This window comes from Corynebacterium tuberculostearicum (assembly GCF_022347385.1).
Taxonomy (GTDB): Bacteria; Actinomycetota; Actinomycetes; order Mycobacteriales; family Mycobacteriaceae; genus Corynebacterium; species Corynebacterium tuberculostearicum_M.
On the sequence record NZ_JAKRDT010000003.1, the window covers coordinates 144,159 to 168,756 of the forward strand.

24 protein-coding genes are annotated in these 24,598 nt (G+C 60.0%); 20 read left to right on the forward strand and 4 right to left on the reverse strand.

Annotation, left to right across the window (positions count from 1 at the left end; translation table 11 throughout):
- Positions 1-3: 3 nt before the first annotated feature.
- Together moaA and MHK00_RS02920 are read right to left on the reverse strand one after the other, a co-directional pair.
- Positions 4-1,116: a GTP 3',8-cyclase MoaA gene (gene moaA / locus MHK00_RS02915; protein ID WP_250410342.1), complete on the reverse strand. Its 1,113-nt coding sequence runs from the start codon at positions 1,114-1,116 to the stop codon at positions 4-6.
- Positions 1,117-1,182: 66 nt separating this feature from the next.
- Positions 1,183-2,964 (reverse strand): long-chain fatty-acid--CoA ligase, encoded by a 1,782-nt coding sequence (locus MHK00_RS02920; RefSeq protein WP_005327634.1) that lies wholly within the window; start codon positions 2,962-2,964, stop codon positions 1,183-1,185.
- 353 nt (positions 2,965-3,317) lie between these two features.
- Here MHK00_RS02920 and rho point away from each other — a divergent pair, with 353 nt between their 5' ends.
- The 20 genes from rho to MHK00_RS03020 all read left to right on the forward strand — a co-directional run bounded on the left by rho (position 3,318) and on the right by MHK00_RS03020 (position 20,364).
- Positions 3,318-5,165, forward strand: coding sequence for a transcription termination factor Rho (rho, locus tag MHK00_RS02925; RefSeq protein ID WP_250410344.1), 1,848 nt, complete (start codon positions 3,318-3,320; stop codon positions 5,163-5,165).
- Positions 5,158-6,234 (forward strand): peptide chain release factor 1, encoded by a 1,077-nt coding sequence (prfA, locus tag MHK00_RS02930; RefSeq protein WP_005327637.1) that lies wholly within the window; start codon positions 5,158-5,160, stop codon positions 6,232-6,234. Before rho ends, prfA begins: the two co-directional genes overlap by 8 nt.
- Before the next feature lie 6 nt (positions 6,235-6,240).
- Positions 6,241-7,077 (forward strand): peptide chain release factor N(5)-glutamine methyltransferase, encoded by an 837-nt coding sequence (prmC, locus tag MHK00_RS02935; RefSeq protein ID WP_250410346.1) that lies wholly within the window; start codon positions 6,241-6,243, stop codon positions 7,075-7,077.
- A gap of 32 nt (positions 7,078-7,109) precedes the next feature.
- The gene (locus tag MHK00_RS02940) at positions 7,110-7,778 is read left to right on the forward strand and encodes an L-threonylcarbamoyladenylate synthase (RefSeq protein WP_179386377.1); all 669 of its coding nucleotides are present in this window, start codon (positions 7,110-7,112) and stop codon (positions 7,776-7,778) included.
- Between the two features lie 12 nt (positions 7,779-7,790).
- Positions 7,791-8,966: an MraY family glycosyltransferase gene (locus MHK00_RS02945; protein ID WP_250410348.1), complete on the forward strand. Its 1,176-nt coding sequence runs from the start codon at positions 7,791-7,793 to the stop codon at positions 8,964-8,966.
- A gap of 73 nt (positions 8,967-9,039) precedes the next feature.
- Entirely contained in the window at positions 9,040-9,417 is a 378-nt protein-coding gene (locus MHK00_RS02950; RefSeq protein ID WP_218840748.1) for a Cg1360 family ATP-synthase-associated protein, read from the forward strand.
- A gap of 458 nt (positions 9,418-9,875) precedes the next feature.
- The gene (gene atpB, locus MHK00_RS02955; protein ID WP_250410349.1) at positions 9,876-10,688 is read left to right on the forward strand and encodes a F0F1 ATP synthase subunit A; all 813 of its coding nucleotides are present in this window, start codon (positions 9,876-9,878) and stop codon (positions 10,686-10,688) included.
- A 103-nt stretch (positions 10,689-10,791) separates the two neighbouring features.
- Positions 10,792-11,034, forward strand: a complete 243-nt coding sequence (locus MHK00_RS02960; protein WP_049361381.1) for an ATP synthase F0 subunit C — start codon at positions 10,792-10,794, stop codon at positions 11,032-11,034.
- Between the two features lie 44 nt (positions 11,035-11,078).
- Positions 11,079-11,651, forward strand: coding sequence for a F0F1 ATP synthase subunit B (locus tag MHK00_RS02965; protein WP_239191484.1), 573 nt, complete (start codon positions 11,079-11,081; stop codon positions 11,649-11,651).
- Positions 11,652-11,657: 6 nt separating this feature from the next.
- Positions 11,658-12,473 carry a F0F1 ATP synthase subunit delta gene (locus MHK00_RS02970; protein WP_239191482.1) on the forward strand — a complete coding sequence of 272 codons (816 nt, stop codon included), beginning with the start codon at positions 11,658-11,660 and terminating at the stop codon, positions 12,471-12,473.
- A gap of 60 nt (positions 12,474-12,533) precedes the next feature.
- Entirely contained in the window at positions 12,534-14,174 is a 1,641-nt protein-coding gene (gene atpA / locus MHK00_RS02975) for a F0F1 ATP synthase subunit alpha (RefSeq protein ID WP_023021750.1), read from the forward strand.
- Positions 14,175-14,224: 50 nt separating this feature from the next.
- On the forward strand, positions 14,225-15,214 hold the full coding sequence (locus MHK00_RS02980; protein WP_200435194.1) for a F0F1 ATP synthase subunit gamma: 990 nt from the start codon (positions 14,225-14,227) through the stop codon (positions 15,212-15,214).
- Between the two features lie 3 nt (positions 15,215-15,217).
- The gene (gene atpD / locus MHK00_RS02985) at positions 15,218-16,663 is read left to right on the forward strand and encodes a F0F1 ATP synthase subunit beta (protein ID WP_049361377.1); all 1,446 of its coding nucleotides are present in this window, start codon (positions 15,218-15,220) and stop codon (positions 16,661-16,663) included.
- 10 nt (positions 16,664-16,673) lie between these two features.
- Positions 16,674-17,042, forward strand: a complete 369-nt coding sequence (locus tag MHK00_RS02990; protein ID WP_238801023.1) for a F0F1 ATP synthase subunit epsilon — start codon at positions 16,674-16,676, stop codon at positions 17,040-17,042.
- A 187-nt stretch (positions 17,043-17,229) separates the two neighbouring features.
- Positions 17,230-17,706 (forward strand): DUF2550 domain-containing protein, encoded by a 477-nt coding sequence (locus tag MHK00_RS02995; protein ID WP_179386384.1) that lies wholly within the window; start codon positions 17,230-17,232, stop codon positions 17,704-17,706.
- A gap of 23 nt (positions 17,707-17,729) precedes the next feature.
- Positions 17,730-18,422: an endonuclease NucS gene (gene nucS, locus MHK00_RS03000; RefSeq protein ID WP_250410351.1), complete on the forward strand. Its 693-nt coding sequence runs from the start codon at positions 17,730-17,732 to the stop codon at positions 18,420-18,422.
- Positions 18,422-18,706 (forward strand): Rv1322 family protein, encoded by a 285-nt coding sequence (locus MHK00_RS03005; RefSeq protein ID WP_234447200.1) that lies wholly within the window; start codon positions 18,422-18,424, stop codon positions 18,704-18,706. The genes nucS and MHK00_RS03005 overlap by 1 nt, the downstream gene beginning before the upstream one ends.
- A 10-nt stretch (positions 18,707-18,716) precedes the next feature.
- Positions 18,717-19,025 carry a thiamine-binding protein gene (locus MHK00_RS03010; protein ID WP_005323373.1) on the forward strand — a complete coding sequence of 103 codons (309 nt, stop codon included), beginning with the start codon at positions 18,717-18,719 and terminating at the stop codon, positions 19,023-19,025.
- Positions 19,026-19,952 carry a tetratricopeptide repeat protein gene (locus MHK00_RS03015; protein ID WP_250410353.1) on the forward strand — a complete coding sequence of 309 codons (927 nt, stop codon included), beginning with the start codon at positions 19,026-19,028 and terminating at the stop codon, positions 19,950-19,952.
- A gap of 19 nt (positions 19,953-19,971) precedes the next feature.
- Positions 19,972-20,364 (forward strand): arsenate reductase/protein-tyrosine-phosphatase family protein, encoded by a 393-nt coding sequence (locus tag MHK00_RS03020; protein ID WP_179386387.1) that lies wholly within the window; start codon positions 19,972-19,974, stop codon positions 20,362-20,364.
- Between the two features lie 5 nt (positions 20,365-20,369).
- Here MHK00_RS03020 and glgB read toward each other — a convergent pair whose 3' ends face one another.
- A complete protein-coding gene (gene glgB, locus MHK00_RS03025) occupies positions 20,370-22,487 on the reverse strand; it encodes a 1,4-alpha-glucan branching protein GlgB (RefSeq protein ID WP_250410355.1) in 2,118 nt (705 codons plus the stop codon).
- A 44-nt stretch (positions 22,488-22,531) separates the two neighbouring features.
- Entirely contained in the window at positions 22,532-24,541 is a 2,010-nt protein-coding gene (locus tag MHK00_RS03030) for a maltotransferase domain-containing protein (protein ID WP_250410357.1), read from the reverse strand.
- Between the last annotated feature and the right edge of the window lie 57 nt (positions 24,542-24,598).

The window sequence follows — 24,598 nt, forward strand, 5'->3', positions numbered from 1 at the left end:
AGGTTAGCCGCCGATGGCGGACATCGGACGGTCTGGTTGGAGGAAGCCCTCGTCATCAATGCCATGACCGGGCTTTTTGGTCCACATTTCCCCGGCCCAAGCCTCCATGATGTCCTCATCGCTCGCGCCGGAGCGCAGCAGGTCTCGCAGTGGGGTTTCGGAATTGCCAAAGAGGCAATTGCGAATGGCGCCGTCGGTAGTAAGGCGGGTGCGGTCGCAATCGCCGCAGAAGGGGTGGGTGACCGAGGCGATAATGCCTAGCGTGCCGCGCGTGCCATCCGGAGCGCTAACCTCCCACAGGGCGGCGGGGGCGGAGCCGCGCGGTTCGCGTGCCGGGGCCATGGAAAAGTGGGTGCGCAGGCGGGTGAGGATGTCTTCGGCCGTCACCATGTCTTCGCGGCGCCACTGCTCGCGGGGGCCAAGCGGCATCTGCTCGATGAAACGGAGCTGGGCGCCGTGGTGGACGGCATAGTCCGCCAGCGGAACGATGTCTTCTTCGTTGACCCCGGGCATGACCACGGCGTTGATCTTGATGGGATGCAGGCCCGCGGCATCCGCGGCGGCGATGGCCTGCAATACGTGGTCGAGCCGGTCACGGCGGGTGAGTGCGGCGTAGCGCTCGCGGTCGATGGTGTCGAGCGAGATATTGATGCGGTCGAGCCCGGCCGCGGCGAGGGCACCGGCGCGCTTTTCCAAGCCAAGCCCGTTGGTGGTCAGCGCGGTGGATGGGGAGCGGCCCTGGTCGGTGCGTATCTGTTTGGTCGCGGCAACAATGTTCTCCAGCGACTTGCGCAGCAGGGGCTCGCCGCCGGTAAAGCGCACTTGGCGGATGCCCAGCTTGCCGACGCCTATCCGGATTAGCCGGATGGTTTCCTCATCGCTCAAGGTTTGCTCAGTGGGCATCCACTCCAAGCCTTCGGCCGGCATGCAATAGGTGCAGCGCAGGTTGCAGCGATCCGTGAGCGAGATGCGCAGGTCGCGGGCTTGGCGTCCATAGCGATCCAGCAATGCGCGCGTGCCATCAGCGGCCGGTGCGGGCAGATCCGCCGGCGGTTTCGCTCGGCCTACGGTAGGCAGGGGCAGGGAAACCACGGGCTGCTGGGAGGAAGAGGTCATTGGTGCCAGTCTAAGAGAGGGGACGAGGTACACCAAGCTGCAACGGCGACTGACGCGAATTTATTCCTAGTTTTCCCGGCTTAAATCGGCGGCGTTGGTGGCATCGAGGCGCTGGGATTCGCCTGGGCCCTTGAGCCGGATGATGTTGTACTCGCCCTCTGCCAGGTGGGCGCGCAGATCTTTCTTATCGAACTTACCCACGGAGGTCTTATCGATGGACTTCACAAAGGTCCAATACTCCGGCAGCATCCAGCTCGGCAGTTCCTTGCGCATGCTGGCGCGTAGGCGCTCTGCGGTCTCGATGGTGGGCGAGGCGCCCTCGGCCAATACTGTGACGGCGAGTGGGCGCTCGACCCATTGCTTATCGGGGTAGCCAATCACGGCGGCCTCCACGACAAGCTCGTCAGACATGATGAGGTTTTCTAGCTGTACGGAATAGATCCATTCGCCGCCGGAGCGAATGACATCGCGGGCGCGGTCCTCCACGGTAAGGAAGCCATCCTTGGTCACAGAGCCGACGTCGCCAGTGCGCAGCCAGCCATCGGCGGTGAACTTATCCTCCGCGGCCTCGACTTGCTTGCCGCGGAATTCGGAGGCGATTTCGCCCGGCTCAGCGGTGGGCGAGTGGTAGTAGGAACCGGTGACCAGGTTGCCGCGCACCTGCAGCTCGCCGGCATTGCGGTCGGTGCGAGCGACGACTTGCCCGTCGTTGACCACGCGGTATTCCAGTGAGGCGGGGATGCGGCCTTGGGATACGCGGTAGGCCCAGCGGGTATCGCCGGAGGCGCCCTGGGGCGGGCGGGCAACGCTGCCTACGGTGGAGGTTTCTACCATGCCCCACACGTGGACCACATCGACGCCGTAGCGCTCCTCCCACATCTTGATAAGCGTCGGCGGAACGGGGGAGCCGCCGGCGTAGATCTCGGTGAGCGTCATGCGCTCTGGTGGATGGTGCATGTAGTGGACAAAGAGCTGAATCCAGATGGTGGGCACGCCGTGTGCCACGCGCGGAGAGGTAGCGGCGATGGCTTTGGCAAGGGTGGGGGCGGACACGTCGGCGTCGGGAAGCACCAGCGGGGTGCCCGTCATGAAACAGGTGAAGGGAACGCCCCAGCTGAGCACGTGGCAGATAGGAATGCAGCACAGGAAGGTCTCGCCGTGGGTAATGCACAGCGAGTCCGAGGAACGCAGCTGCATGGCCTCTAGGTACAGGGACCGGTGCGAATACAGCACTCCCTTGGGAGCGCCCGTGGTGCCCGTGGAATAGCACAGCGCCGCGGCCGTGCGCTCATCTAGTTCGGGCCAGTCATAGACGGTAGAGCGGCCGTCGATAAGAGCCTCATAGGAATACACCTCAACCCCGCGGGGGAAAAGGTGGGCAAACTGCTGCGCTGGTTGGGCGCCGGTGATGATGACGCTTCCCACCGAGTCGGTGCCCACGAGCACCTTGCCCAGTTGCTGCGCCAGGCGGGGATCGCACACGATGGCGGAGATTTCCGCATGGTTAATAATGTGGCGAATCTGGTCATTCATCAGCTGTTTATTCAGCGGGGCAAAAATTGCGCCCTTGCAGGCGGTGCCGAACATTACCTCCAAATGCTCGGCGCAATTCCACATAAAGCTGCCCACGCGCTCATCGCTGGTGATACCCAATTCATCGTGAATGGCGTGGGCGAACGCGGCGGCGCGGGCAGCGATATCGCGGAAGGTAACTTCCTCGGCCGGATCGAATTCCGAGCCGGTGCCCTCACCGTGCCAGGTGGTAACCGTGGTGTCCCCGTGAACCGAGGCACCGTATTCCAAAATGCGGGTCAGGGAGAGGGGGATATCCATCATCGTGGAAAGCATGCCTCTACTGTAGCGGTGTCATGGTGCGGGCGTTGCGCCCTATGCGTTATACTTGTTCGCGACTGGTAGGAAACCGGAAAGTTTAGCTCCCCTTTCCTATGCATTCGGGCCCAGAGAAGTAGTTTGCCCGCAGTCGTTTCTTGATTTCTTCCGGTTCGCGCACTCGTTGTGCGAAGTCTCCTCGAGGACACGGAAGAGGCCTCATACTTATTGCCCGGCAGGACGCGCATGCGCCTTGGCACGAGGGCGAGAAGTCCTAGAAAAATACACATTGGCTTCCAGTGCAACGCCGCGAGCATAGGCTGCGGCGGCTCCCGCATAATCGGACCTGGTCAAGCAACGAAAGGATATCCGTGAGCGAAACGGACAACACCGCAGCACAGGATCTTGCATCCCTGAAGCTGCCGGAATTGCGCAAAATGGCCGCAGAGCGCGGCCTACGTGGTGTCTCTGCCCTGCGCAAGGGGGATCTCATCACCGCCATCAAGACTGGTAAAGTTCCGCCAAAGGCCAAGGCCAAGGTGGAAAGAGCCGCTCGGGTAGAAAAGGCGGAGAAGGCAGAGAAGCCTGAAAAGGTAGATAAACCACGCACTAAGGCGCAGGATGATGCGCCGAAGAAGGCGGAAAAGCAGGAAGAATCCGGCGAGAAGCAGGATAACCGCCAGCAGAGCTCTGGCGAGGAGCAGCGCTATGAGTCGCGCTCCCAGGCCCGCCGCGCTCGCCGCAACCGCGCCCGCCGCCAAGAGCGTCAGGAGCGCCAAGAACGGCAAGAGCGCGAGGAGCGCAACCGCAACGAGGAGCAGGGCGGCACTAAGGACAACCGCGACACTAACTCCCAGGACGGCTCCGATAGTCAGGGCGAGAAGAATGACCGCGGCGATAATAAGCAGCGCGGCAACCGCCACGAGGACAACAATAACCACGAGCGCGGCAACCGCCGTGGGCGCCGCAACCGTCGCAACCGCCGCGGCCGCGGAAATAACAATGACAATAACGGCGGCAACGATTTGCAGGTCCGCGAGGGCGATGAGCTGCAGGCCGTCGGCGGCATCTTGGATGTCGTAGACAATAATGTCGCCTTCCTGCGCACCACGGGCTACCGCGCCGCGGCTTCCGACGTCTTCGTAAACAACGGCATCGTCCGCCGCCTGGGCCTGCGCTCTGGTGACGCCATCACCGGCCAGGTCAAGGTCTCCGGCCCGACGCACACGCACGGCAATGGCCGCAACCGCCGCAAGTACAACCAGCTGGTGCAGGTCGATACCGTCAACGGCATCGATCCGGAAGGCGCAAAGCAGCGCCCGCACTTTAATAAGCTCACCCCGCTGTACCCGAATAAGCGCTTGCGTTTGGAAACGGATCCGAAGATCCTCACCACCCGCGTCATTGACCTCATCATGCCGATTGGTAAGGGCCAGCGCGCGCTGATTGTCTCCCCGCCAAAGGCCGGTAAGACGACGATTCTGCAGAATATCGCCAACGCGATTTCTACCAATAACCCGGAGTGCTACCTCATGGTCGTCCTCGTAGACGAGCGCCCTGAGGAAGTTACGGACATGCAGCGTTCCGTCAACGGTGAGGTTATTGCCTCTACCTTTGACCGTCCGCCATCAGAGCACACCTCCGTAGCGGAGCTGGCTATCGAGCGCGCCAAGCGCCTGGTGGAGCAGGGCAAGGACGTCGTGGTCCTGCTGGATTCCATTACCCGCCTGGGCCGCGCTTATAACAATTCTTCCCCGGCTTCTGGCCGCATTCTCTCCGGCGGTGTGGACTCCAATGCGCTCTACCCACCAAAGCGCTTCCTGGGTGCCGCCCGCAATATCGAAGAGGGCGGTTCGCTGACGATTATCGCCACCGCCATGGTGGAGACCGGCTCTACCGGCGATACAGTCATCTTCGAGGAATTCAAGGGCACGGGCAACGCCGAGCTGAAGCTGGATCGTGGCATCTCTGAGCGCCGCGTCTTCCCGGCCGTGGATGTCAACCCGTCCGGCACCCGTAAGGACGAGCTGCTGCTCGTTCCAGAGGAGGCACGCATCATGACCAAGCTGCGTCGCATCCTCTCCGCCCTGGATTCCCACCAGGCCATTGACCTGCTCATTAAGCAGCTGAAGAAGACCCGCTCCAATGGCGAGTTCTTGATGCAGGTGGCCTCCTCGGCCCCGATGGCTGCGGATAAGGATGAAGAAGATTATGTCTAATCAGGTTTCCCTCGTTGATGACATCGTGTCCGAGTACCAGGGCATTGAGATGCAGATGGCCGATCCGGAGGTAGCCGGCGACCAGAAGCAATTCCGCAAGCTCTCCAAGCGCTACGCGGAGCTGCGCCCCATCATCATGGTCAATGATGAGCTCACTCAGGCGCGCGAGGATCTCGCCGATGCCAAGGAGATGGCTTATGAGGACCATGACTTTCAGGAGGAAGCGGACCGCCTAGAAAAGTCCGTGGAGAACTTGGAAGAAAAGCTCGCTGACCTGCTCGCGCCGCGCGATGAGCAGGATTCCGAGGACATCATTATGGAAATCAAGGCCGGCGCGGGCGGCGAAGAGGCAGCCCTCTTTGCCGGCGACTTGGCCCGCATGTATGAGCGCTATGCGGATAAGACGGGCTTTAACTGGGAGGTCTTGGGCCTCAATGAGTCCGATCTAGGCGGCGTGAAGGATATGACCATTTCCTTCCGCTCCAAGTCCCCGTCGCGCGATGGTGCATGGTCCGTATTCAAGTTTGAGGGCGGCGTGCACCGCGTGCAGCGCGTTCCGGTCACTGAGTCCCAGGGTCGCATTCAGACCTCTGCCGCCGGCGTGCTGGTCTACCCGGAGCCGGAAGAGGTCGAGTCCGTCAATATCGATGACAAGGATATTCGCGTCGACGTCTACCGTTCTTCCGGCAAGGGCGGTCAGGGCGTGAACACCACCGACTCCGCGGTGCGTATTACCCACCTGCCCACCGGGCTCATCGTGACCTGTCAGAAGGAGCGTTCCCAGATCCAGAATAAGGCGCGTGCGCTGCAGGTTCTGCAGGCCCGTCTGGATCAAATGGAGCGCGAGGCCCGCGAGGCTGAGGCCGGCGAGCAGCGCGCATCCCAGGTGCGCACCATGGACCGTTCCGAGCGTATCCGCACCTATAACTGGCCGGAAAACCGCATCACGGATCACCGCATTGGTTACAAGGCCAATAACCTGGACTCCGTGTTGAACGGTGACATGAATGACCTTATTAAGGCCCTGCAGGACCAAGAGCGCGCTGAGCGCCTCGAGGCCGAGGGGTAAACCAGCGTGGATAACACGTATGGACAGGCGCTGCGCCGCGGGGTGCAGCGCCTTCGTGCTGCCGGGGTGGCCAGCCCTGAATGGGATGCACGCATCATGGCCGCGCACCTCATCCACTGCGGACACATGGATATCCCGCTCGATCAGTCTCCTATGCCCGGCTTCGGCGTGGCCTTTGATGCACTGCTGCGCCGCCGGGAGGCCCGCGAGCCTTTGCAGTACGTACTAGGTAGCGCCTGGTTCGGCCCGCTGGAGCTCAAGGTGGGCCCGGGCGTGTTTATCCCGCGGCCGGAAACCGAGGTTATGGCGGACTGGGCGGTGCGCAATGCGGACGGCCCGCGGCTGGTAGATCTGTGCACCGGCACGGGCGCGTTGGCGCTCTACCTACACCACTATCTGCCTGACGCGCAGGTGAAGGCAGTGGAGCTTGCCGACGCCGCCTTGGCCTACACCCAAGCCAACACCCGTAACACCGGGGTAGAGGTCATCCAGGCCGATGCCACGGCCGAGGACACCTTGGCGGACTGGAATGGGACCGTGGACCTGCTCGTGACCAACCCGCCCTACGTGCCGGAGACCCCGGATCTTGATCCCGAGGTCTATCATGACCCGCATAACGCGGTTTTTGCCGGAGCGGATGGGATGGGGGTCATTACCGGCCTTATCCCGACCATTGCGCGCCTTGTGCGCCCGGGCGGCAAGCTAGCAATCGAACACGACGATTCCACGAGCGAGGCCGTACAAGCCGCGTTGGCCCGACACGGCGGCTTTGAACAGATCGCCCCGCTGCAAGACCTGACAGGAACGCCCCGCTTTGTCACTGCGGTGCGCGGAGTAGACTAAGACACCATTGAGGGCAAGAAGGGGAAAAGAATATGCAAGGAAAGATTTTTAACTGCGCCGATGATGCCGAGCGCGAAGAGGGCATGAACATTGCGGTCAAGGCTGCGCAATCCGGTCGCCTCGTGGTCATGCCCACCGATACGCTCTATGGCCTCGGCTGCGATGCCTTTGATAATGATGCCGTAGCCAACCTCTTGGCCACCAAGCAACGCGGCCCGGATATGCCGGTGCCGGTATTGGTGGGTTCCTGGGATACCGTTCGCGGTCTGGTTGCTTCCTATACCGATACCGCGCGTGACTTGGTGGAGGCCTTCTGGCCTGGTGGCCTGTCCATCGTCGTTCCGCAAGCGCCGTCCCTGCCGTGGAACCTCGGCGATACCCGCGGCACCGTGATGCTGCGCATGCCGTTGCATCCCATTGCCATCGAGTTGCTGCGCGAGGTTGGCCCCATGGCAGTGTCCTCCGCCAATATTTCTGGCCACCAGCCGCCGACCACGGCGCTTATGGCCAAGCAGCAGCTTGGTAAAGCCGTGACGGTTTACTTGGATGGGGGAGAGACGGCCGTCGGCAAGCCGTCGACCATCATTGATCTCTCCGGTGAGTGCCCGTACCTGCTGCGCGAAGGAGCGCTCTCGGCCGAGGAAATCGGCGAGGTTATCGGCGTCGACGCGCAGACCCTGCGTACCCGCCCACAGGCTTAAGGGGGAATTCGCGTGAGCGGCAGTGGTGTCCCGCTGCGCGAGTTGGCCCTCGTCATCCTCGTCGCAGCAGCATTTACGTATCTCACCACCGGTGTGGTGCGCTCCTTTTTGGTGCGCACCGGCCGCGTGGCGGAGATTCGGCTGCGCGACGCCCACACACAGCCCACCCCGCGCATGGGTGGGGTGGCCATGTTTACTGGCTTCGTGGCGGCGATATTCCTCGCAGCCCAGCTTCCAGCCTTGACTCGGGGCTTTATGCCCGTCACTCCGGAGATGAATGCGGTGCTGTGGGCGGCCCTGGCGCTAGTCCTTGTCGGAGTGGTTGATGACTTGGTGGAACTGAGTGCCATAGTGAAGCTTTTTGGCCAGCTCTTTGCGGCCACCTTGATGAGTGGGCTGGGCCTTACCTGGACGCTGCTTTTCATCCCCTTTGGCGGCGGCACCACGGTCGTCCTCGACCAATTGCAAAGCACCCTGCTCACCGCATTCTTTACCGTTTTGCTGATCAATGCCATCAACTTTGTTGACGGCCTCGATGGCCTAGCGGCCGGCCTTGGCATGATTGCGGGCGGGGCAATTCTGGTGTTTTCTTTGACGGTTCTCCACGACCAAGGCGGTGCAGTCTCGGCCTACCCACCGGCCATCATCAGTGCTGCCCTGGTGGGAATGTGCGCTGGATTCTTGCCGCATAACTTCGAACCGTCTCGCATCTTCATGGGCGATTCAGGCTCGATGCTTATTGGTCTTTTGCTCGCTGCGGCTTCGACTTCCGCGTCTGGCAAGATCAACATGTCGCTTTATGGCACGGTGGACATTGTCGCCTTGATGTCGCCCATCATTGTGGTGGTCGCAGCAGTGTTTATTCCAGTCCTGGACCTTGTCTGGGCCGTGATTCGCCGCCTGTCTCAAGGGCGCTCGCCGTTTTCTGCAGATAAGGCGCACATCCATCACCGCCTACTCTCGCTCGGCCATACCCACCGCCGGACTGTGCTGGTCCTTTACCTGTGGGTCTCCGCCGTGGCCTTCGGCGCGGTGTCCTTTTCCATCGTGCCCGCGCCGGTGGCTATTGGCGTTACCATCGTTGCCTTGCTCTTGGCATTCGCGGCAACCCTCGTCCCTTTGCGCCAAGGAAAGATTGGGCCTGCCGCGCGAGAGGCCGTCGTGGTGAAGGAATCCGAGCCCTCGTGAGGTAGGGTGTGTAGCCGTGAGTGAAGCAGAAGCGACTACGCAACCCTCGGAATTTGATGACCACCGCCGTCCCATGCAAAGGGCGGTCAAGCTGGGCGGCCTAGCCCTGCTGGTTATCACGGTGGTCTCCTTGGCCGTTTGGGGCGGTATCAGTGGTCTCCCCGGCATTTGGGGAGTCCTGGTCGGTGCCGCTATCGGAGGCGGCTTCGTCTTATTTACCGCCTTGTCGGTCTTGCTGACTGCCAATACCACTCCTGCCAACACCATGGCCGTGGTGCTGGGCGGTTGGCTGCTCAAGGTCATCGTCTTGGTCATGGTGCTTCTCGTAATTCGGGATATGGATTTTTATGACACCGTGGCGCTATTCGTGACCGTCATGCTGGCCCTTTTCGCCACTTTGGGCACGGAGGTGTGGGCCGTCGTCACCTCGCGGGTCACGTACGTCTCGTAGCAGGGAAGTGGCCTTTGTCAGGGCCCATCGCTTTTCTGGAAGGAAAGGTGGTGGGCCCTTTTGCTTTGCGTGCATGCAATCGTTTCTGTTGTGGTTACCCCCGTCAAGGTGGGGAAATAGGCAAGTGTGATGAACTCCACGTAGCAGGATTTAGGCAGAATGGGGCCTTTTTGTTGTGAATTTGTGGCGGAATTGAGCCCGCAGCGGTGAAACTAGGGGCGTTAGTGGCCCCCCACGTGCGAAAACTCTTGATCTAACTGATACGCTTTTCTTCGGGTTACCGCGGGCTAGCACAAAAGCTGGCTTTCGCAGCGGTGAATCCCTGTCTTGCGCACGCTGATGTGCGACGGAGTCCGTGTGTGAGGCAGAGAGTTTGAGACGTCCATCGCACCACACGGCCTTCGACAAGCTGTGTGGCCCGAACACGGGAGAGAACGCTGAGCGTTACAACATTGGCCATGAAGGGTAGCTTCCACGCACCCGAACTGGACCCAGAATTTTTCCCGGGGCACGTAACCGATGATGGCGGAGTCGTTGACCTCTGGTTGAGCGATTTTGCCAACGGTTGGTTCGCTTTGGATCGCATCATGCTCGTTCGCCTTCTGACGGCGGCCGTGCTGGTGCTCCTATTTGTTGTCGCCTTCAGGAACCCCAAGCTGGTTCCTAAAGGAATTCAAAACGTAGGCGAGCATGCGATTGACTTCGTGCGAGTTCAGATCGCTGAAGACATCTTGGGCAAGAAGGAAGGACGTCGCTTCCTTCCACTTTTGGCCTCTATCTTCTTTGCAGTTTTGTTCTGGAACTTCACAACTATTGTGCCGGGCCTGAACATTTCTCCGAACGCCCGTATCGGTATGCCAATCGTCTTGGCAGCTGTCGCGTATATCGCCATGATTTACGCCGGCGCTAAGCGCTATGGCTTTGGCAAGTTCATCAAGTCCTCGGTGGTTATTCCTAACCTGCCGCCGGCCTTGCACATTCTTGTCGTGCCGATTGAGGCTTTCTCTACGTTTGTTATGCGCCCAGTCACCTTGGCTCTTCGTCTTATGGCGAACTTCCTGGCTGGCCACCTCATTTTGGTCCTGTTGTACTCGGCTACGAACTTCTTCTTCTTCCAGTTCAACGCCTGGACCGCAGTGGGTGGCTTGACCCTGGTCGCAGCGGTTCTGTTCACGCTTTACGAGCTTATCGTCATCTTCCTGCAGGCATACATCTTTGCCCTGCTGACGGCGGTATACATCGAATTGTCGTTGCATGCAGATTCGCACTAACAACAACGCGAACCTCGCGGTTAACTAAATACCCCAAAATCAAACCAACACCGCCCCGCAGGACACTCCCGCGGGATATACATTGAAAGGGAACGACTTTCACATGAACGAGATCATCCTGGCTCAGGACGCAGCAACCACCTCCTTCGACGGCCTTCAGTCCCTCGGCTACGGCCTGGCCACCATCGGCCCGGGCCTGGGCATCGGCATCCTCGTTGGCAAGACCGTTGAGGGCATGGCACGCCAGCCTGAGATGGCCGGCCAGCTGCGTACCACCATGTTCTTGGGTATCGCCTTCGTTGAGGCACTGGCCCTCATCGGCCTCGTTGCAGGCTTCCTGTTCTAAAGAACGCTTTACACAAGTAAATCGAACTTTAAGAACGGAGACCCATGAACAACGTCATTTACTACCTTGCAGCAGAAGGAAGTGAGCACCTGCCGTGGGAGAGCGGCAACTCCATCCTCCTGCCCAAGATGTACGACTTAGTCTGGTCAATCATTCCGTTCGCCATCATCTTGCTGATTTTCGCGAAGTTCGTTCTTCCGAAGTACAGCCAGATGCTGCAGGAGCGTGAAGACCGGATCGAGGGCGGCTTGAAGCGTGCCAAGGCCCAGCAGGCCGAGGCTAAGGCTGCTCTGGAAAAGTACAATGCTCAGCTGGCTGATGCCCGTGCAGAGGCAGCCGAGATCCGCGAGCAGGCGCGCGAGCGCGGTAAGCAGATTGAGGCCGAGGCTAAGACCAACGCGGAAGAAGAATCCCGCCGCATCGTCGCCAATGGCGAGAAGCAGCTGGAAGCCTCCCGCTCGCAGGTTGTTACTGAGCTGCGTTCCGAAATGGGCCAGAACTCCATCAACCTGGCGGAGAAGATTCTGGGCGGCGAGCTTTCCGACGCCTCTAAGAAGTCCTCCACCATTGATGGCTTCTTGTCCGAGCTCGACTCTGTGGCACCGGCCGGAAAGTAGGCAACTATGAAGGCAGCTAGCCGCGAAGCACTCGCAACCTCGCAAACCCGCTTGGATGAGATCCTGGCAGGCGACAACAATGTCGCCACCGCTGCACAGGCGGGCCTGGATATCTTCGAGGTTGTCGATGTCTTGGATGCAGACCGCGAATTGCGAGTCGCATTCACCGATATCGCCGCCCCGAGCGAGGCACGTAAGTCCCTGGCGGAAACCCTGTTCGGCTCCAAGATTTCCGATGGCGCATTGCGCATCATCCAGGAAGCTGCGGCCGCACAGTGGTCCACCCCGAAGGACTTTGTCAAGGGCTTGGTGTCCCTGGGCCGCCGCGCACTGCTGCGCGGTGCTGAGGCGCAGGGTCAGCTGGGCCAGGTAGAAGACGAGCTCTTCCGCCTGTCCCAGATCCTTGACCGTGAGGGCGAGCTCACCCAGCTGCTTTCCGACCGAACTGCTGATTCCGCCCGCAAGCGCGGATTGCTGGCAAACGTGCTCTACGGCAAGGTCACGATGTTTACTGAGGCCCTCGTGCTTCAGGCCATCTCCCGCCCAGAGCAGAACCCGATCGATGACGTAGCCGCACTGGCCGATACTGCAGCTGATCTGCAGGACCGCACCATTGCGCGCGTTACCGCAGCGGGTGAACTAAACGAAGGCCAGCAAGCAGTACTCGCTGAGAAGCTGGGCAAAATTTATGGTCGTGCGATGTCCATTCACTCTGAGGTTGACACCAGCCTCCTCGGTGGCATGCGCATCCGCGTCGGCGATGAAGTCATTGATGGCTCCACGGCAGGCAAGATTGCCCGCCTGCGTGCCCAGATGGCGTAGCCGAAACGACAGAAACGATTTAAGTAAGTGCTGGAAGATACTACCGAGAGCAGGAAGAACATGGCGGAGCTGACGATCTCCTCCGACGAGATCCGTAGTGCGATTGCGAACTACACCTCGAGCTACTCCGCGGAGGCCTCCCGTGAGGAGGTCGGCGTGGTCATTTCGGCAGCTGACGGTATTGCGCAGGTTTCTGGCCTGCCATCCGTTATGGCGAATGAGCTGCTCGAGTTCCCAGGCGGCGTTATTGGCGTCGCACAGAACCTTGACACCAACTCCATCGGTGTCGTGGTCCTGGGTAACTTCGAGTCCCTCAAGGAGGGCGACGAGGTTAAGAGGACCGGCGAGGTTCTCTCCATCCCAGTGGGCGAGGAATTCCTCGGCCGCGTAATTAACCCATTGGGTCAGCCGATTGACGGCATGGGCCCAATCAACGCTGAAGAGGAGCGTGTCCTCGAGCTGCAGGCACCGTCCGTGCTGCAGCGCCAGCCGGTTGAAGAGCCAATGCAGACCGGCATCAAGGCTATCGACGCAATGACCCCGATCGGCCGCGGCCAGCGCCAGCTGGTCATCGGTGACCGTAAGACCGGTAAGACCGCGGTCTGCATCGATACCATTTTGAACCAGAAGGCTAACTGGGAGTCCGGCGACAAGGACAAGCAGGTACGCTGCATCTACGTCGCTATCGGCCAGAAGGGCTCGACCATCGCCGGCGTGCGCCGCACCCTTGAGGAGCACGGCGCACTGGATTACACCACCATCGTGGCCGCACCGGCTTCCGATTCCGCCGGCTTCAAGTGGCTGGCACCGTTCTCCGGTGCAGCGCTGGGTCAGCACTGGATGTACCAGGGTAACCACGTCCTGGTTATCTACGATGATCTGACCAAGCAGGCTGAGGCCTACCGTGCCATTTCCTTGCTGCTGCGCCGTCCGCCGGGACGCGAGGCATACCCGGGCGATGTGTTCTACCTGCACTCCCGCCTGCTGGAGCGTGCTGCAAAGCTTTCCGACGACATGGGTGCTGGCTCCATGACCGCCCTTCCGATCATCGAGACCAAGGCAAACGACGTCGGTGCCTTCATTCCGACCAACGTCATTTCCATTACTGACGGCCAGGTCTTCTTGGAGTCCGACCTGTTCAACCAGGGCGTTCGCCCGGCAATTAACGTCGGTGTTTCCGTCTCCCGTGTCGGTGGCGCTGCACAGACCAAGGGCATGAAGAAGGTCGCAGGTAACCTGCGTCTGGACCTGGCTTCCTACCGTGACCTGCAGGCCTTCGCGGCATTCGCATCTGACCTGGATGCTGCTTCCAAGGCTCAGCTGGAGCGCGGTTCCCGTCTGGTCGAGCTGTTGAAGCAGTCCGAGTCCTCCCCGCAGCCGGTGGAGTACCAGATGGTGTCCATCTACCTCGCCGAGGCTGGCATCTTCGACGTCGTTCCCGTTGAAGACGTCCGCCGCTTCGAGGACGAGGTGCACGAGTACCTCAACGCCAATACCCCAGAGGTCTTTGAGCAGATTTCCGGCGGCAAGCCGCTGACCGATGAGTCCAAGGACGCATTGGTTGCGGCAGCTAAGGACTTCCAGCCGACCTTCCGCACCTCCGAGGGCCACAACCTTGGCTCCGAGGCGCCGGTAGAGCCTTTGGATGAAAGCGACGTTAAGAACACCGAGCTCAACGTCTCCCGTAAGACGGCTAAGTAGAGTTCAGAACTCACAACTAACCGTCTAGATTAAAGAAGGGAGGAGAAACGATGGCTAATCTTCGCGAACTACGTGACCGCATCCGGTCCGTTAATTCGACTAAGAAGATCACCAAGGCCCAGGAGCTCATTGCTACCTCGCGCATTACCAAGGCGCAGGCTAGGGTAGAGGCCTCACAGCCGTACGCGGCTGAGATGACCAGCATGATGAACAAGCTGGCTGCCGCCTCTACATTGGAGCATGACATGCTGCGTGAGCGTGAAGACGGAAACGTCGCCGCCATCCTCGTGGTCACTTCTGACCGCGGTATGTGCGGTGGCTATAACAACAACGTCTTCAAGAAGGCTGCACAGCTGCAAGCTCTCCTGGAAAGCAAGGGCTACGAGGTAGTTCGCTACGTTACCGGTAATAAGGGCATCGGCCACTACAAGTTCCGCGAGGACGAGGTAGTTGGCAGCTGGGGCGGTTTCTCTCAGGATCCAACCTGGGAGACCACCCACGATGTGCGCCGTCACTTGATTGATGGCTTTATTGCTGGTTCCCATGGCACTACCAAGGGCCGCGACGGCCTGCATGCGCAGGGTGAGGGCGCCGGTGTACGTGGCTTTGACCAGGTACACGTTGTCTACACCGAGTTTGAGTCCATGCTGACCCAGACCGCGCGTGCTCAGCAGCTGTTGCCAGTTCAGCCGGTTATTCAGGATGAGGAGTATCACCTCGGTGAATCCGCTCTGACTGACTCTGCATCTGCGGACGACGTTGCCGCAGGATTCGAGTTCGAGCCAGACGCAGAGACGCTGATGGAAGCGCTGCTTCCGCAGTACGTCTCGCGTATCCTGTTTGCTATGTTCTTGGAAGCTTCCGCTTCCGAGTCCGCTGCACGCCGTACAGCTATGAAGTCTGCTACTGACAACGCAACCGAGATGGTCGAGGACCTCTCTCGCGTGGCTAACCAGGCCCGTCAGGCACAGATTACCCAGGAAATTTCAGAGATCGTCGGTGGCGCTGGCGCGCTATCTGACAGCGCAGAAAGTGACTAGATTATGACTACAGCTCTGCAAGAGCAGAATGCACAGTCTTCGGCAGTCGCCGGTCGTGTCGTGCGCGTCATCGGTCCGGTTGTGGACGTGGAATTCCCACGTGAGGCACTGCCGGCCCTGTACAACGCACTGCACGTCGACATTAAGCTCGAAGCTGTTGCAAAGACCGTCACCCTCGAGGTCGCTCAGCACCTCGGTGACAACCTTGTCCGTACCGTGTCCATGGCACCGACCGACGGCCTCGTCCGCGGTGCCGAGGTCATCGACTCCGGAAAGCCTATTTCCGTGCCGGTCGGCGACGTCGTCAAGGGCCACGTCTTCAACGCCCTCGGTGACTGCCTCGACGAGCCGGGTCTCGGCCGCGATGGTGAGCAGTGGGGCATCCACCGCGAGCCGCCAGCGTTCGACCAGCTCGAGGGTAAGACCGAGATTCTGGAGACCGGCATTAAGGTCATTGACCTGCTGACCCCGTACGTTAAGGGCGGCAAGATTGGCCTCTTCGGCGGCGCAGGTGTGGGTAAGACCGTTCTCATTCAGGAGATGATTACCCGTATCGCCCGTGAGTTCTCCGGTACCTCCGTCTTCGCCGGCGTTGGCGAGCGCACCCGTGAGGGCACTGACCTCTTCCTGGAAATGGAAGAGATGGGCGTGCTGCAAGATACCGCACTTGTCTTCGGCCAGATGGATGAGCCGCCAGGAGTCCGTATGCGCGTGGCTCTGTCCGGCCTGACCATGGCGGAGTACTTCCGCGATGTGCAGAACCAGGACGTGCTGCTGTTCATCGACAACATCTTCCGTTTCACCCAGGCCGGTTCCGAGGTTTCGACCCTGCTGGGTCGTATGCCTTCCGCCGTGGGCTACCAGCCAACCCTGGCTGATGAGATGGGTGTTCTGCAGGAGCGCATTACCTCGACCAAGGGCCGTTCCATTACGTCCCTGCAGGCCGTTTACGTTCCTGCCGATGACTACACCGACCCGGCTCCGGCAACGACGTTCGCTCACTTGGACGCCACCACCGAGCTGGACCGTGCTATTGCTTCCAAGGGTATTTACCCAGCAGTGAACCCGCTAACCTCTACCTCTCGTATCCTCGAGCCGGGTATCGTTGGCGAGAAGCACTACGAGGTTGCACAGCGCGTCATCGGTATTCTGCAGAAGAACAAGGAGCTCCAGGACATCATCGCCATCCTTGGTATGGACGAGCTGTCTGAGGAGGATAAGGTCACCGTTCAGCGTGCCCGCCGTATCGAGCGCTTCTTGGGCCAGAACTTCTTCGTCGCACAGAAGTTCACCGGCCTGCCGGGCTCCTACGTGCCGCTGTCTGAGACCATCGATGCCTTCGAGCGCATCTGCGATGGCGAGTTTGACCACTACCCAGAGCAGGCCTTCAACGGCTTGGGTGGCTTGGACGACGTCGAGGCTGCATACAAGAAGTTGAACGAGAAGTAGGGAGAGGCACATGGCTGACATCACCGCCGAATTGGTTTCCGTCGAGCGCCTGCTGTGGTCTGGACAGGCCTCCATGGTCACGGCTGAGACCACCGAGGGTGAGATCGGCGTGCTTCCCGGTCACGAGCCAATGATCGGTCAGCTGATCGATAATGGCGTGGTGACCATCCACCCAGTGGACGGCGAGCGCCGCGTCGCCGCCGTGCAGGGTGGCTTCCTCTCCGTTACCCAGGACAAGATCACCGTCCTCGCTGATTGGGCCATCTGGTCTGATGAGGTGGATGAGGAGAAGGCTCAGAAGGATTTCGCTTCTGAGCACGAGCTCACCAAGTCCCGTGGCGAGGCCGCACAGCGTGCAGTTCGCCGCGCCAAGGCATAATAACCTTGGATTGGTAGGAGAGGGCAGCAATAGCCGCCCTTCCTGCTCTCTTAAGGCGCATCGGTTTATAGCCGGTGCGCCTTCTTCGTTTTTTCTTTGCCTTTTCTTATTGGCGTGTGGGGCCTTCAAGGCGCTACAATCCAAAGAATCAGTTTCTCCACAGAGCGAGGATGGCGTGAAAAGGCCCATGAATTCAACGGTGGTTGCAGTGCTTCTGTGGGCCCTTGGAGTGGCCCTGCTGCTAGTTATTTTTCTGGCTGCGCTTCGCTTTTTTACCGTGCGATCGCGCGGTACTTCCGTCCTCCTGCGCCGAGTTCCGGCCAAGAATTCCCTTTCTTGGCGCCATGGTTCGCTGCGTTATGAAGGAGAATTCGTGGAGTATTTCAAGCTCCGTTCTGTCTCTCCGCGCTGCGATCTGCGCATCAACCGCCTCGACATCGAAGTAGTGAGCACCCGCCCGCTTGATGATGACGAGGCTTCTTTTATGTCCGCTGCCACCGAAGTCGTTCGCTTTCGGGCCAAAGGAAAAGAATATGAGCTGGCGTCCGACGCCCATGGCATCATGGCCTTCGGGGCGTGGGTTGAGGCCGCCCCATCTAAGCGGCAGCAGCGCTTTGACTTCCGGGAACTGCGCGAGCGCGCTACCCGTCAATCCAAGCGATAGGCCCACCCGCTAGGGTAGAGAACATGCGTTTAGTAATCGCCCGATGCTCAGTAGATTACGTGGGCCGCTTGGATGCCCACCTGCCGATGGCAGACCGCCTGCTCATCGTCAAAGCGGACGGTTCCGTGTCCGTGCATGCCGACGATCGCGCTTATAAGCCGCTCAACTGGATGACACCCCCGTGCACCCTGAAGGAGTCCGCGATTGAGGACCTCGACGGTGAGGACACAGGCGAGATCTTGTGGCTGGTGGAAAACCCCAAGGGCGAGCAGTTGCGCATCACCATTGCTGAGATTCATGAAGAAATTTCCTACGACATGGGCGAGGATCCAGGCTTAGTCAAGGATGGCGTCGAGGCTCACCTACAAGAGCTCTTGGCAGACCAGATCGATACCTTGGGCGAGCGCTACACCTTGGTGCGCCGCGAATATCCTACGGCCATCGGCCCCGTGGATATTATGGCGAAGGATGAAAACAATAACAACGTTGCCATCGAGGTTAAGCGCCGCGGTGGCATCGATGGCGTAGAGCAGCTGACACGGTACCTGGAGCTGCTTAACCGCGATGAGCTTCTCGCCCCTGTGTCCGGTGTATTCGCCGCCCAGGAAATCAAGCCGCAGGCACGTACCTTGGCTGAGGACCGCGGCATTCGTTGCGTTGTACTGGATTATCAGGAGCTGCGTGGGCTCGAGTCGAATGAATTGCGACTGTTCTAATGCCGCGGCGAAATAGGCGCAAACCCGTAGAGATCCGCTCCCTGCCTAAGGACGGCTCAACCTTCCTAGGCTCGCAAACGGTCGAGGGGCCAAGTTGGACTCATGGCGAGCCCTATGTCATGCGGCATATCGGTTCTGCTCGCGCTCAGAAGTACTACGTGTGCCCTGGCTGTAACCAGAACATTCCGCCCGGGGTGGCACACATCGTCGCCTGGCCGCGGGACGTGGGCCGCCAGGGCGACGATCGCCGGCACTGGCACCGCCACTGCTGGGAGCGTAGGTAGACTAGCGGGCATGATTGTTGCATTTTCTGTAGCCCCCGCGGTAGTCAATAATGACTCCCAAGAAATGGCCGATGCCGTGTCCGAGGCCGTGCGCGTAGTCCGCGAATCGGGCCTGCCTAACGAGACCAATGCCATGTTCACCTTGCTGGAAGGTGAATGGGACGAGGTCTTTGACACGATTAAGAAGGCCACCGATGCAGTGCGCGCGGTTTCCCCGCGCACTTCTTTGGTGGTTAAGGCCGATATCCGCGAAGGCGTAACTAATCAGCTAACGGACAAGGTAGATGCGGTTAACCGCCGCCTTGCAAAGGAGGACTAGATGACTTCACCAAATAATGCTTATGTCGGAGGAGCGCTCGACCTCAGCCAGGTCAAGGCGCGAGCCGAGGCCCGGCAAAAGGCGCAGGAATCGCCGCAGGCAAATACGGGCGGCGTCCAGCCCTTCTTCACGGTGACCGAGGCCAACTTTGACCAAGATGTGGTTCGCCGGTCTACGGAAGTTCCGGTCGTGGTCCTCATCGGTACTGCTCGCTCTACCCAGTCGGAGCAGTTGAAGACTGACCTTTCGGATTTGGCCGCGCAAGGAAACTTGAGCTTCTTGGTTGCTTACGTAGATGCGGATGCTACTCCGCAGGTTGCGCAGGCCTTTGGTGTGAAGAATCTGCCGACCGTGGTGGCATTGGGCGCTGGCCAGCCACTGACGAACTTTGAGGGCGCGCAACCCAAAGAAGCCCTAAAGCAATGGGTGGACACCTTGGTGCAAAATGTTGGCCCACAGCTGAAGGGCCTGCAAGGCAGTGAGGCATCGGAGCAGCCACAGGAGGAAGAAGAGGATCCGCGTCTCCAGGAAGCAGAAAGCTTCTTGAACGCCGGCGACTTTGATGGCGCTCTCAACGTCTACAACTCCATCTTGGAATCTGAGCCCGATAATGTGCAGATCAAGCAGGCGCGCGACACCACGGTCTTGCTCAAGCGCCTCGACCCCGCCAACCAGACCGAGGATCCGATTGCGGCCGCGGAAGGGGACAAGGGGGACGTCGATAAGCAATTGCGGGCTGCCGACGCCGAGGTGGTAGCCGGAGCCCCAGAAAAGGCCTTTGAGCGCCTCATCGAGACGATGAAGACAACGGCCGGCGATGAGAAAGCACGCGTTCGCGAGCGCTTGCTGGAGCTCTTCGGGCTCTTTGAGGGCAATGACCCGCGCGTGATGGAAGCTCGCACCAAGCTGGCGAGTGCCCTGTACTAGCTTGGGTAGGATGGGAAGCATGACTTCAGTGCTTTTCCTGTGTAATACAAATCGCGGCAAGTCGCAGATGGCTGCGGCACTAGCCGCCAAGCATGCGCCTGACTGGGATATTTACTCGGCTGGGGTGCAAACTACCCCGGAGCACACCCAGCAGGGCATCAATCAAGAAGCTAAAGCTTCCCTCGCGAAGGTGGGCGCAGAAATGACTGGTACCCCTGCTCTAGTGGATCCTCACCTGGCTGCCGCTGTCGACCACGTCATTGTAGTAGGTGATGCGAAATATGAGGGGCCAGCGCAGCGGTGGGACATCGAGGATCCTTCACTGCGTGGTTTGGAGGGCGAAGAGCGCATGGATGCGCTTCGCGATGACATCGAAGCGCGCGTGGTGGAGTTCCTACGCGCGCAGCGATAGGCGTTTTATTTCTCCAGTACGTACCACTGCACCGAGTTAGCCGGTAGGTGAAGCGTGGCGGAGTTCTCCGCCACGTGAATGTGCTGGGGAAGTGGGTTCCCAGCGCCTTCGTAGACGGCGTCATCGGTGTTGAGTACCATCTGCCATTCGCCGTCCTGTGGAACCCAGAGGCCATAGTTGGGGATGGAAGAACCAGAAAGGTTGCACACGGCGAGTAGAGCAGAGCCGTCTGCGCCGTAGCGGACGTAGCCCAGAACGTTATTGGTCGAGTCATCTGCCTTGACCCATTGGAAGCCGTCCTGGTTGAAATCCTGGCTCCACAGCGCTGGGGTATCGCGGTAGACGAGGTTGATATCCCGGACGAGGCGCTTGATGCCCTGGTGCCATTCGCTACCCCAACCGTCGAGGTTGCCCCAATCCACGGAATGCCCCTCGGCCCACTCGGTAGTCTGGCCAAACTCCTGGCCCATGAAGAGCAGGTTCTTGCCGGGGTGGGAGAACATGTAGCCATAGAGGGCGCGGAGTCCGGCGGCCTTATTCCAGTCGTCGCCAGGCATGCGCTCCCACAGCGAGCCCTTGCCGTGAACTACTTCGTCGTGGCTAAACGGCAGTACGTAACGCTCGGAGTAGGCATAGACCATGGAGAAGGTGAGCTCGCCATGGTGATAGGAACGGTGAATGGGCTCGTGCTTGAAGTACTCCAAGGTGTCATTCATCCAGCCCATATTCCACTTCAGGGAAAAGCCCAGGCCGTTTTCCGAGGTAGGGGCGGTAACTCCCGGCCAGGAAGTGGATTCCTCGGCAATAGTGAGCACGCCTGGATGCGTGCGGTTGAGGGTGGCGTTGGTTTCCTGCAGGAATTGCACGGCCTCTAGGTTCTCGCGGCCGCCGTATTGGTTGGGCAGCCACTCATCGCGGGAATAGTCTAGGTAGAGCATGGAAGCCACGGCGTCTACTCGCAGGCCGTCGATGTGGAATTCTTCGGCCCAGTAGAGGGCGTTGGCCACGAGGAAATTGCGGACCTCGTTGCGGCCGAAGTCAAAGACATAGGTGCCCCAATCGGCCTGCTCGCCGCGGCGGGGATCGGGGTGTTCGTAGAGAGCCTGGCCGTCAAAGCGACCAAGGGCCCAATCATCCTTGGGGAAGTGTGCCGGCACCCAGTCCACGATGACGCCGATGCCGTTTTCGTGCAGCGCGTTGACCAATTCACGGAATTCATCCGGCGAGCCCCAACGCGCAGAAGGCGAGTAGTAGCCAGAGACTTGGTATCCCCAAGACCCGCCGAAGGGATGCTCGGCCACGGGCAAGAGCTCGACGTGGGTGAAACCGTGTTCCTTGAGGTACGGGATGAGCTCCTCGCGAAGGCGGTTATAATTCGCCCCGACCTTCCACGAGCCGACGTGGACCTCATAGATGCTCATCGGGACATCGAGGTTGCCGGTGCGTTTGTCCATCCAGGCAGAATCGGACCAAGCGAAGCTGGTGGAATCCACGATCGAGTCCGTCTCCGGCGGGCAGGCGGTGCGCTTGGCTAGGGGATCGGCCTTGTCCTTGCGGCCCTCGTGGCTAAAGATAGCAAACTTATAGTGCTCGCCAGCACCGATACCGGGAACAAAGACCTCCCACACACCGGTAGAGCCTAGTGAACGCATTGGGTACTGGGTAGGATTCCAGCCACAGAAATCGCCTACTACGGCAACGCCCTGGGCATTAGGAGCCCACACGGCAAAGGAGACGCCGGACACGGTACCCATTTCGGTGTCATAAGAACGCAGGTTGGCGCCGAGGACATCCCAGAGGCGCTCGTGGCGGCCTTCCCCAATTAGGTGCAGATCCAGGGAGCCCACCGTGGGAAGGAAGTGATAGCCGTCTGCCACGGTGCGCGTAGGGGCCTCGGGGTAGGTGATCTCTAGGCGGTAATCGCAGTTATCGCCAATTTCCGCCTCCCAGATGTCATCGCCCACCGAATCCATGGAGAGGGTTTGCGTGGGGGTGTGCAGCTGGACCGCGGTAGCACCCGGTTGGCGGGTACGGATAGTACCTTCGTGCCAACCGTAGAAACCGTGCGGGTCATGGTGGCGGCAGTCATTGAGGCGAGCGAGGTCAGCGGCCGGGATAGTCATACAATCAGAGTACCTAGTTCGAGTGCGGTCCGGTGGGCGAATGTTTACGGGCGATAGTCGCTAACTACGCGCCAGGTGAGCTGTTCCTGGAGGTCGTGGTCGGCAGGGGGAAGGACGAAGACATGGGCGACGTCGCGAAGCGGCTCTAAGCGCACAAAGTTGCGCTCGGACCAGTGGTAGGCAGAGCCGGTAATCGTGTCTTGGACGGTATAGGACTCGCCGGGGTGGCGGCCGATAGCCTGCATATCTACCGTGACGGTGGCTTCTTGTGCATTGCGCGGATCCAGGTTGACCACAATGAGGACTACGTTGCCGGAGGCTGGATCCGCCTTCGAATAGGCAATGATGGCTTCATTGTCGGTGTCATGGAACCGCAGGGTGCGCAGTTGCTGCAAAGCGGGATTATCGCGGCGGATCTGGTTAAGCAGCCGGATATAGGACTCAAGGGAATCTCCTGACGCAGCCGCCGCCGCAAAATCGCGCGGGCGCATTTCGTACTTCTCAGAGTCGAGATATTCCTCAGAACCTGGGGCTACCGGGGTGTGCTCGTAGAGTTCAAAGCCGGAGTACACGCCCCATAGAGGCGACATGGTCGCGGCTAGGACAGCGCGAATGGCGAACATGGCACGACCACCGGTCTGCAGGGACTCGTGCAGGATATCCGGGGTATTAACAAAGAGGTTGGGGCGGCAGATATCTGCCTGGTCGACGTGCATCTGGCCAAACTGGGTGAGCTCATGTTTAGAGGTCTGCCAGGTGAAGTAGGTATAGGACTGGGAAAAGCCCGCCTTCGCTAGACCGAAGAGGCGAGGCGCGCGGGTAAAGGCCTCCGCCAAGAAGATGACATCCGGATGGGTGGCGTGCACGCGGGTAATTAGCCAATCCCAAAAGTTTGCCGGCTTGGTGTGCGGGTTATCCACGCGGAATGTATTCACTCCGGCTTCCACCCAAATCATCAAGGTTTCATAGATTTCGTGGTAGATGGCATCAGGAGCGTTATCGAAGTTAAGTGGATAGATATCCTGATATTTCTTCGGCGGATTCTCGGCGTAGGCAATGGTGCCATCTGGAAGGACGGTGAAAAATTCTGGGTGGCTCTTCGCCCACGGATGGTCGGGCGACGCCTGTAGCGCGAAATCGAGTGCTACCTCCAAGCCGAGTTCCTGGGCGCGGGAGACGAGCTTTTGGAAATCCTCCATCGTGCCCAAATCCGGATGGGTGGTGGAGTGGTCCTGGATGGCCCAGGGGCTTCCCACATCGCCGGGCTCGGCCACGACCGAATTATTCTTTCCCTTGCGGTGTACCTCGCCGATGGGATGGATGGGCGGAAAGTACACCGTGTCGAAGCCCATATCGGCCACCCGCTCCAGTGCCTTGGCAGTGGTTTCGAACGTGCCGTGGACTGGATTTCCCTCTTCATCCCAGCCTCCCGTGGAGCGGGGAAAAAGCTCGTACCACGAGTTATAGAGTGCGGCCGGACGCTCCACATATACCTCGTGGATTGCGCCCTCCACTAGGAGGTCGCGCAGGGGATGCGAGTGCAGGATGCCTGTTACCTCCTCCGAGAGCGCTACCTGCACGCGCTTATCGACGTCCAAGGACTCATCCTCCAAGTCCCGAGCTGCCGCAAAGAGCGGTTCCACCACATCCGACGGGGTTTGCAGAGCCGCGCGAGAAAACAACTCGGCGCCATGCTGCAGGTCATTGGCCAGCTCAGCAGCGGATTGCCCGGCCGCCATCTTCTTGGTTACCGCGTTCTTCCACGTGGCGATGGGATCGGACCAGGCATCGACGCGGAAGTACCAGGTGCCTTGGGTGCCCGGGGTAAATACGCCGTGTACGCGATCCTGGTCATCGGGATCAACCTGCATGGTGACGGAGGAGGTAGCCGTGGTCCGTGCCGCCCACGCGGACAAGGTTGCCGAGACCGCGTCGTGGCCCTCGCGCCAGACGAGGGCGGTGACAGGAATTACCTCGCCTACAACGGCTTTGGAGGCTACAGAACCGGCAGAGATAAGCGGGCGGACATCGTCAATACCAAGGCGAGTAGTCATGTCCATAAGACTAATGCAGCTGTGTCAATTTCACCGGGCAAAGAACAAATCAGTCAC

Bases quoted from the DNA above. Each gene is read 5' to 3' on its own strand.
- moaA (WP_250410342.1), bottom strand. From the start codon at position 1,116: ATGACCTCTTCCTCCCAGCAGCCCGTGGTTTCCCTGCCCCTGCCTACC.
- MHK00_RS02920 (WP_005327634.1), bottom strand. From the start codon at position 2,964: ATGCTTTCCACGATGATGGATATCCCCCTCTCCCTGACCCGCATTTTG.
- prfA (WP_005327637.1), top strand. From the start codon at position 5,158: ATGTCTAATCAGGTTTCCCTCGTTGATGACATCGTGTCCGAGTACCAG.
- MHK00_RS02940 (WP_179386377.1), top strand. From the start codon at position 7,110: ATGCAAGGAAAGATTTTTAACTGCGCCGATGATGCCGAGCGCGAAGAG.
- MHK00_RS02950 (WP_218840748.1), top strand. From the start codon at position 9,040: ATGCAAAGGGCGGTCAAGCTGGGCGGCCTAGCCCTGCTGGTTATCACG.
- atpB (WP_250410349.1), top strand. From the start codon at position 9,876: ATGAAGGGTAGCTTCCACGCACCCGAACTGGACCCAGAATTTTTCCCG.
- MHK00_RS02960 (WP_049361381.1), top strand. From the start codon at position 10,792: ATGAACGAGATCATCCTGGCTCAGGACGCAGCAACCACCTCCTTCGAC.
- MHK00_RS02965 (WP_239191484.1), top strand. From the start codon at position 11,079: ATGAACAACGTCATTTACTACCTTGCAGCAGAAGGAAGTGAGCACCTG.
- MHK00_RS02970 (WP_239191482.1), top strand. From the start codon at position 11,658: ATGAAGGCAGCTAGCCGCGAAGCACTCGCAACCTCGCAAACCCGCTTG.
- atpA (WP_023021750.1), top strand. From the start codon at position 12,534: ATGGCGGAGCTGACGATCTCCTCCGACGAGATCCGTAGTGCGATTGCG.
- MHK00_RS02980 (WP_200435194.1), top strand. From the start codon at position 14,225: ATGGCTAATCTTCGCGAACTACGTGACCGCATCCGGTCCGTTAATTCG.
- atpD (WP_049361377.1), top strand. From the start codon at position 15,218: ATGACTACAGCTCTGCAAGAGCAGAATGCACAGTCTTCGGCAGTCGCC.
- MHK00_RS02990 (WP_238801023.1), top strand. From the start codon at position 16,674: ATGGCTGACATCACCGCCGAATTGGTTTCCGTCGAGCGCCTGCTGTGG.
- MHK00_RS02995 (WP_179386384.1), top strand. From the start codon at position 17,230: ATGAATTCAACGGTGGTTGCAGTGCTTCTGTGGGCCCTTGGAGTGGCC.
- nucS (WP_250410351.1), top strand. From the start codon at position 17,730: ATGCGTTTAGTAATCGCCCGATGCTCAGTAGATTACGTGGGCCGCTTG.
- MHK00_RS03005 (WP_234447200.1), top strand. From the start codon at position 18,422: ATGCCGCGGCGAAATAGGCGCAAACCCGTAGAGATCCGCTCCCTGCCT.
- MHK00_RS03010 (WP_005323373.1), top strand. From the start codon at position 18,717: ATGATTGTTGCATTTTCTGTAGCCCCCGCGGTAGTCAATAATGACTCC.
- MHK00_RS03015 (WP_250410353.1), top strand. From the start codon at position 19,026: ATGACTTCACCAAATAATGCTTATGTCGGAGGAGCGCTCGACCTCAGC.
- MHK00_RS03020 (WP_179386387.1), top strand. From the start codon at position 19,972: ATGACTTCAGTGCTTTTCCTGTGTAATACAAATCGCGGCAAGTCGCAG.
- glgB (WP_250410355.1), bottom strand. From the start codon at position 22,487: ATGACTATCCCGGCCGCTGACCTCGCTCGCCTCAATGACTGCCGCCAC.
- MHK00_RS03030 (WP_250410357.1), bottom strand. From the start codon at position 24,541: ATGACTACTCGCCTTGGTATTGACGATGTCCGCCCGCTTATCTCTGCC.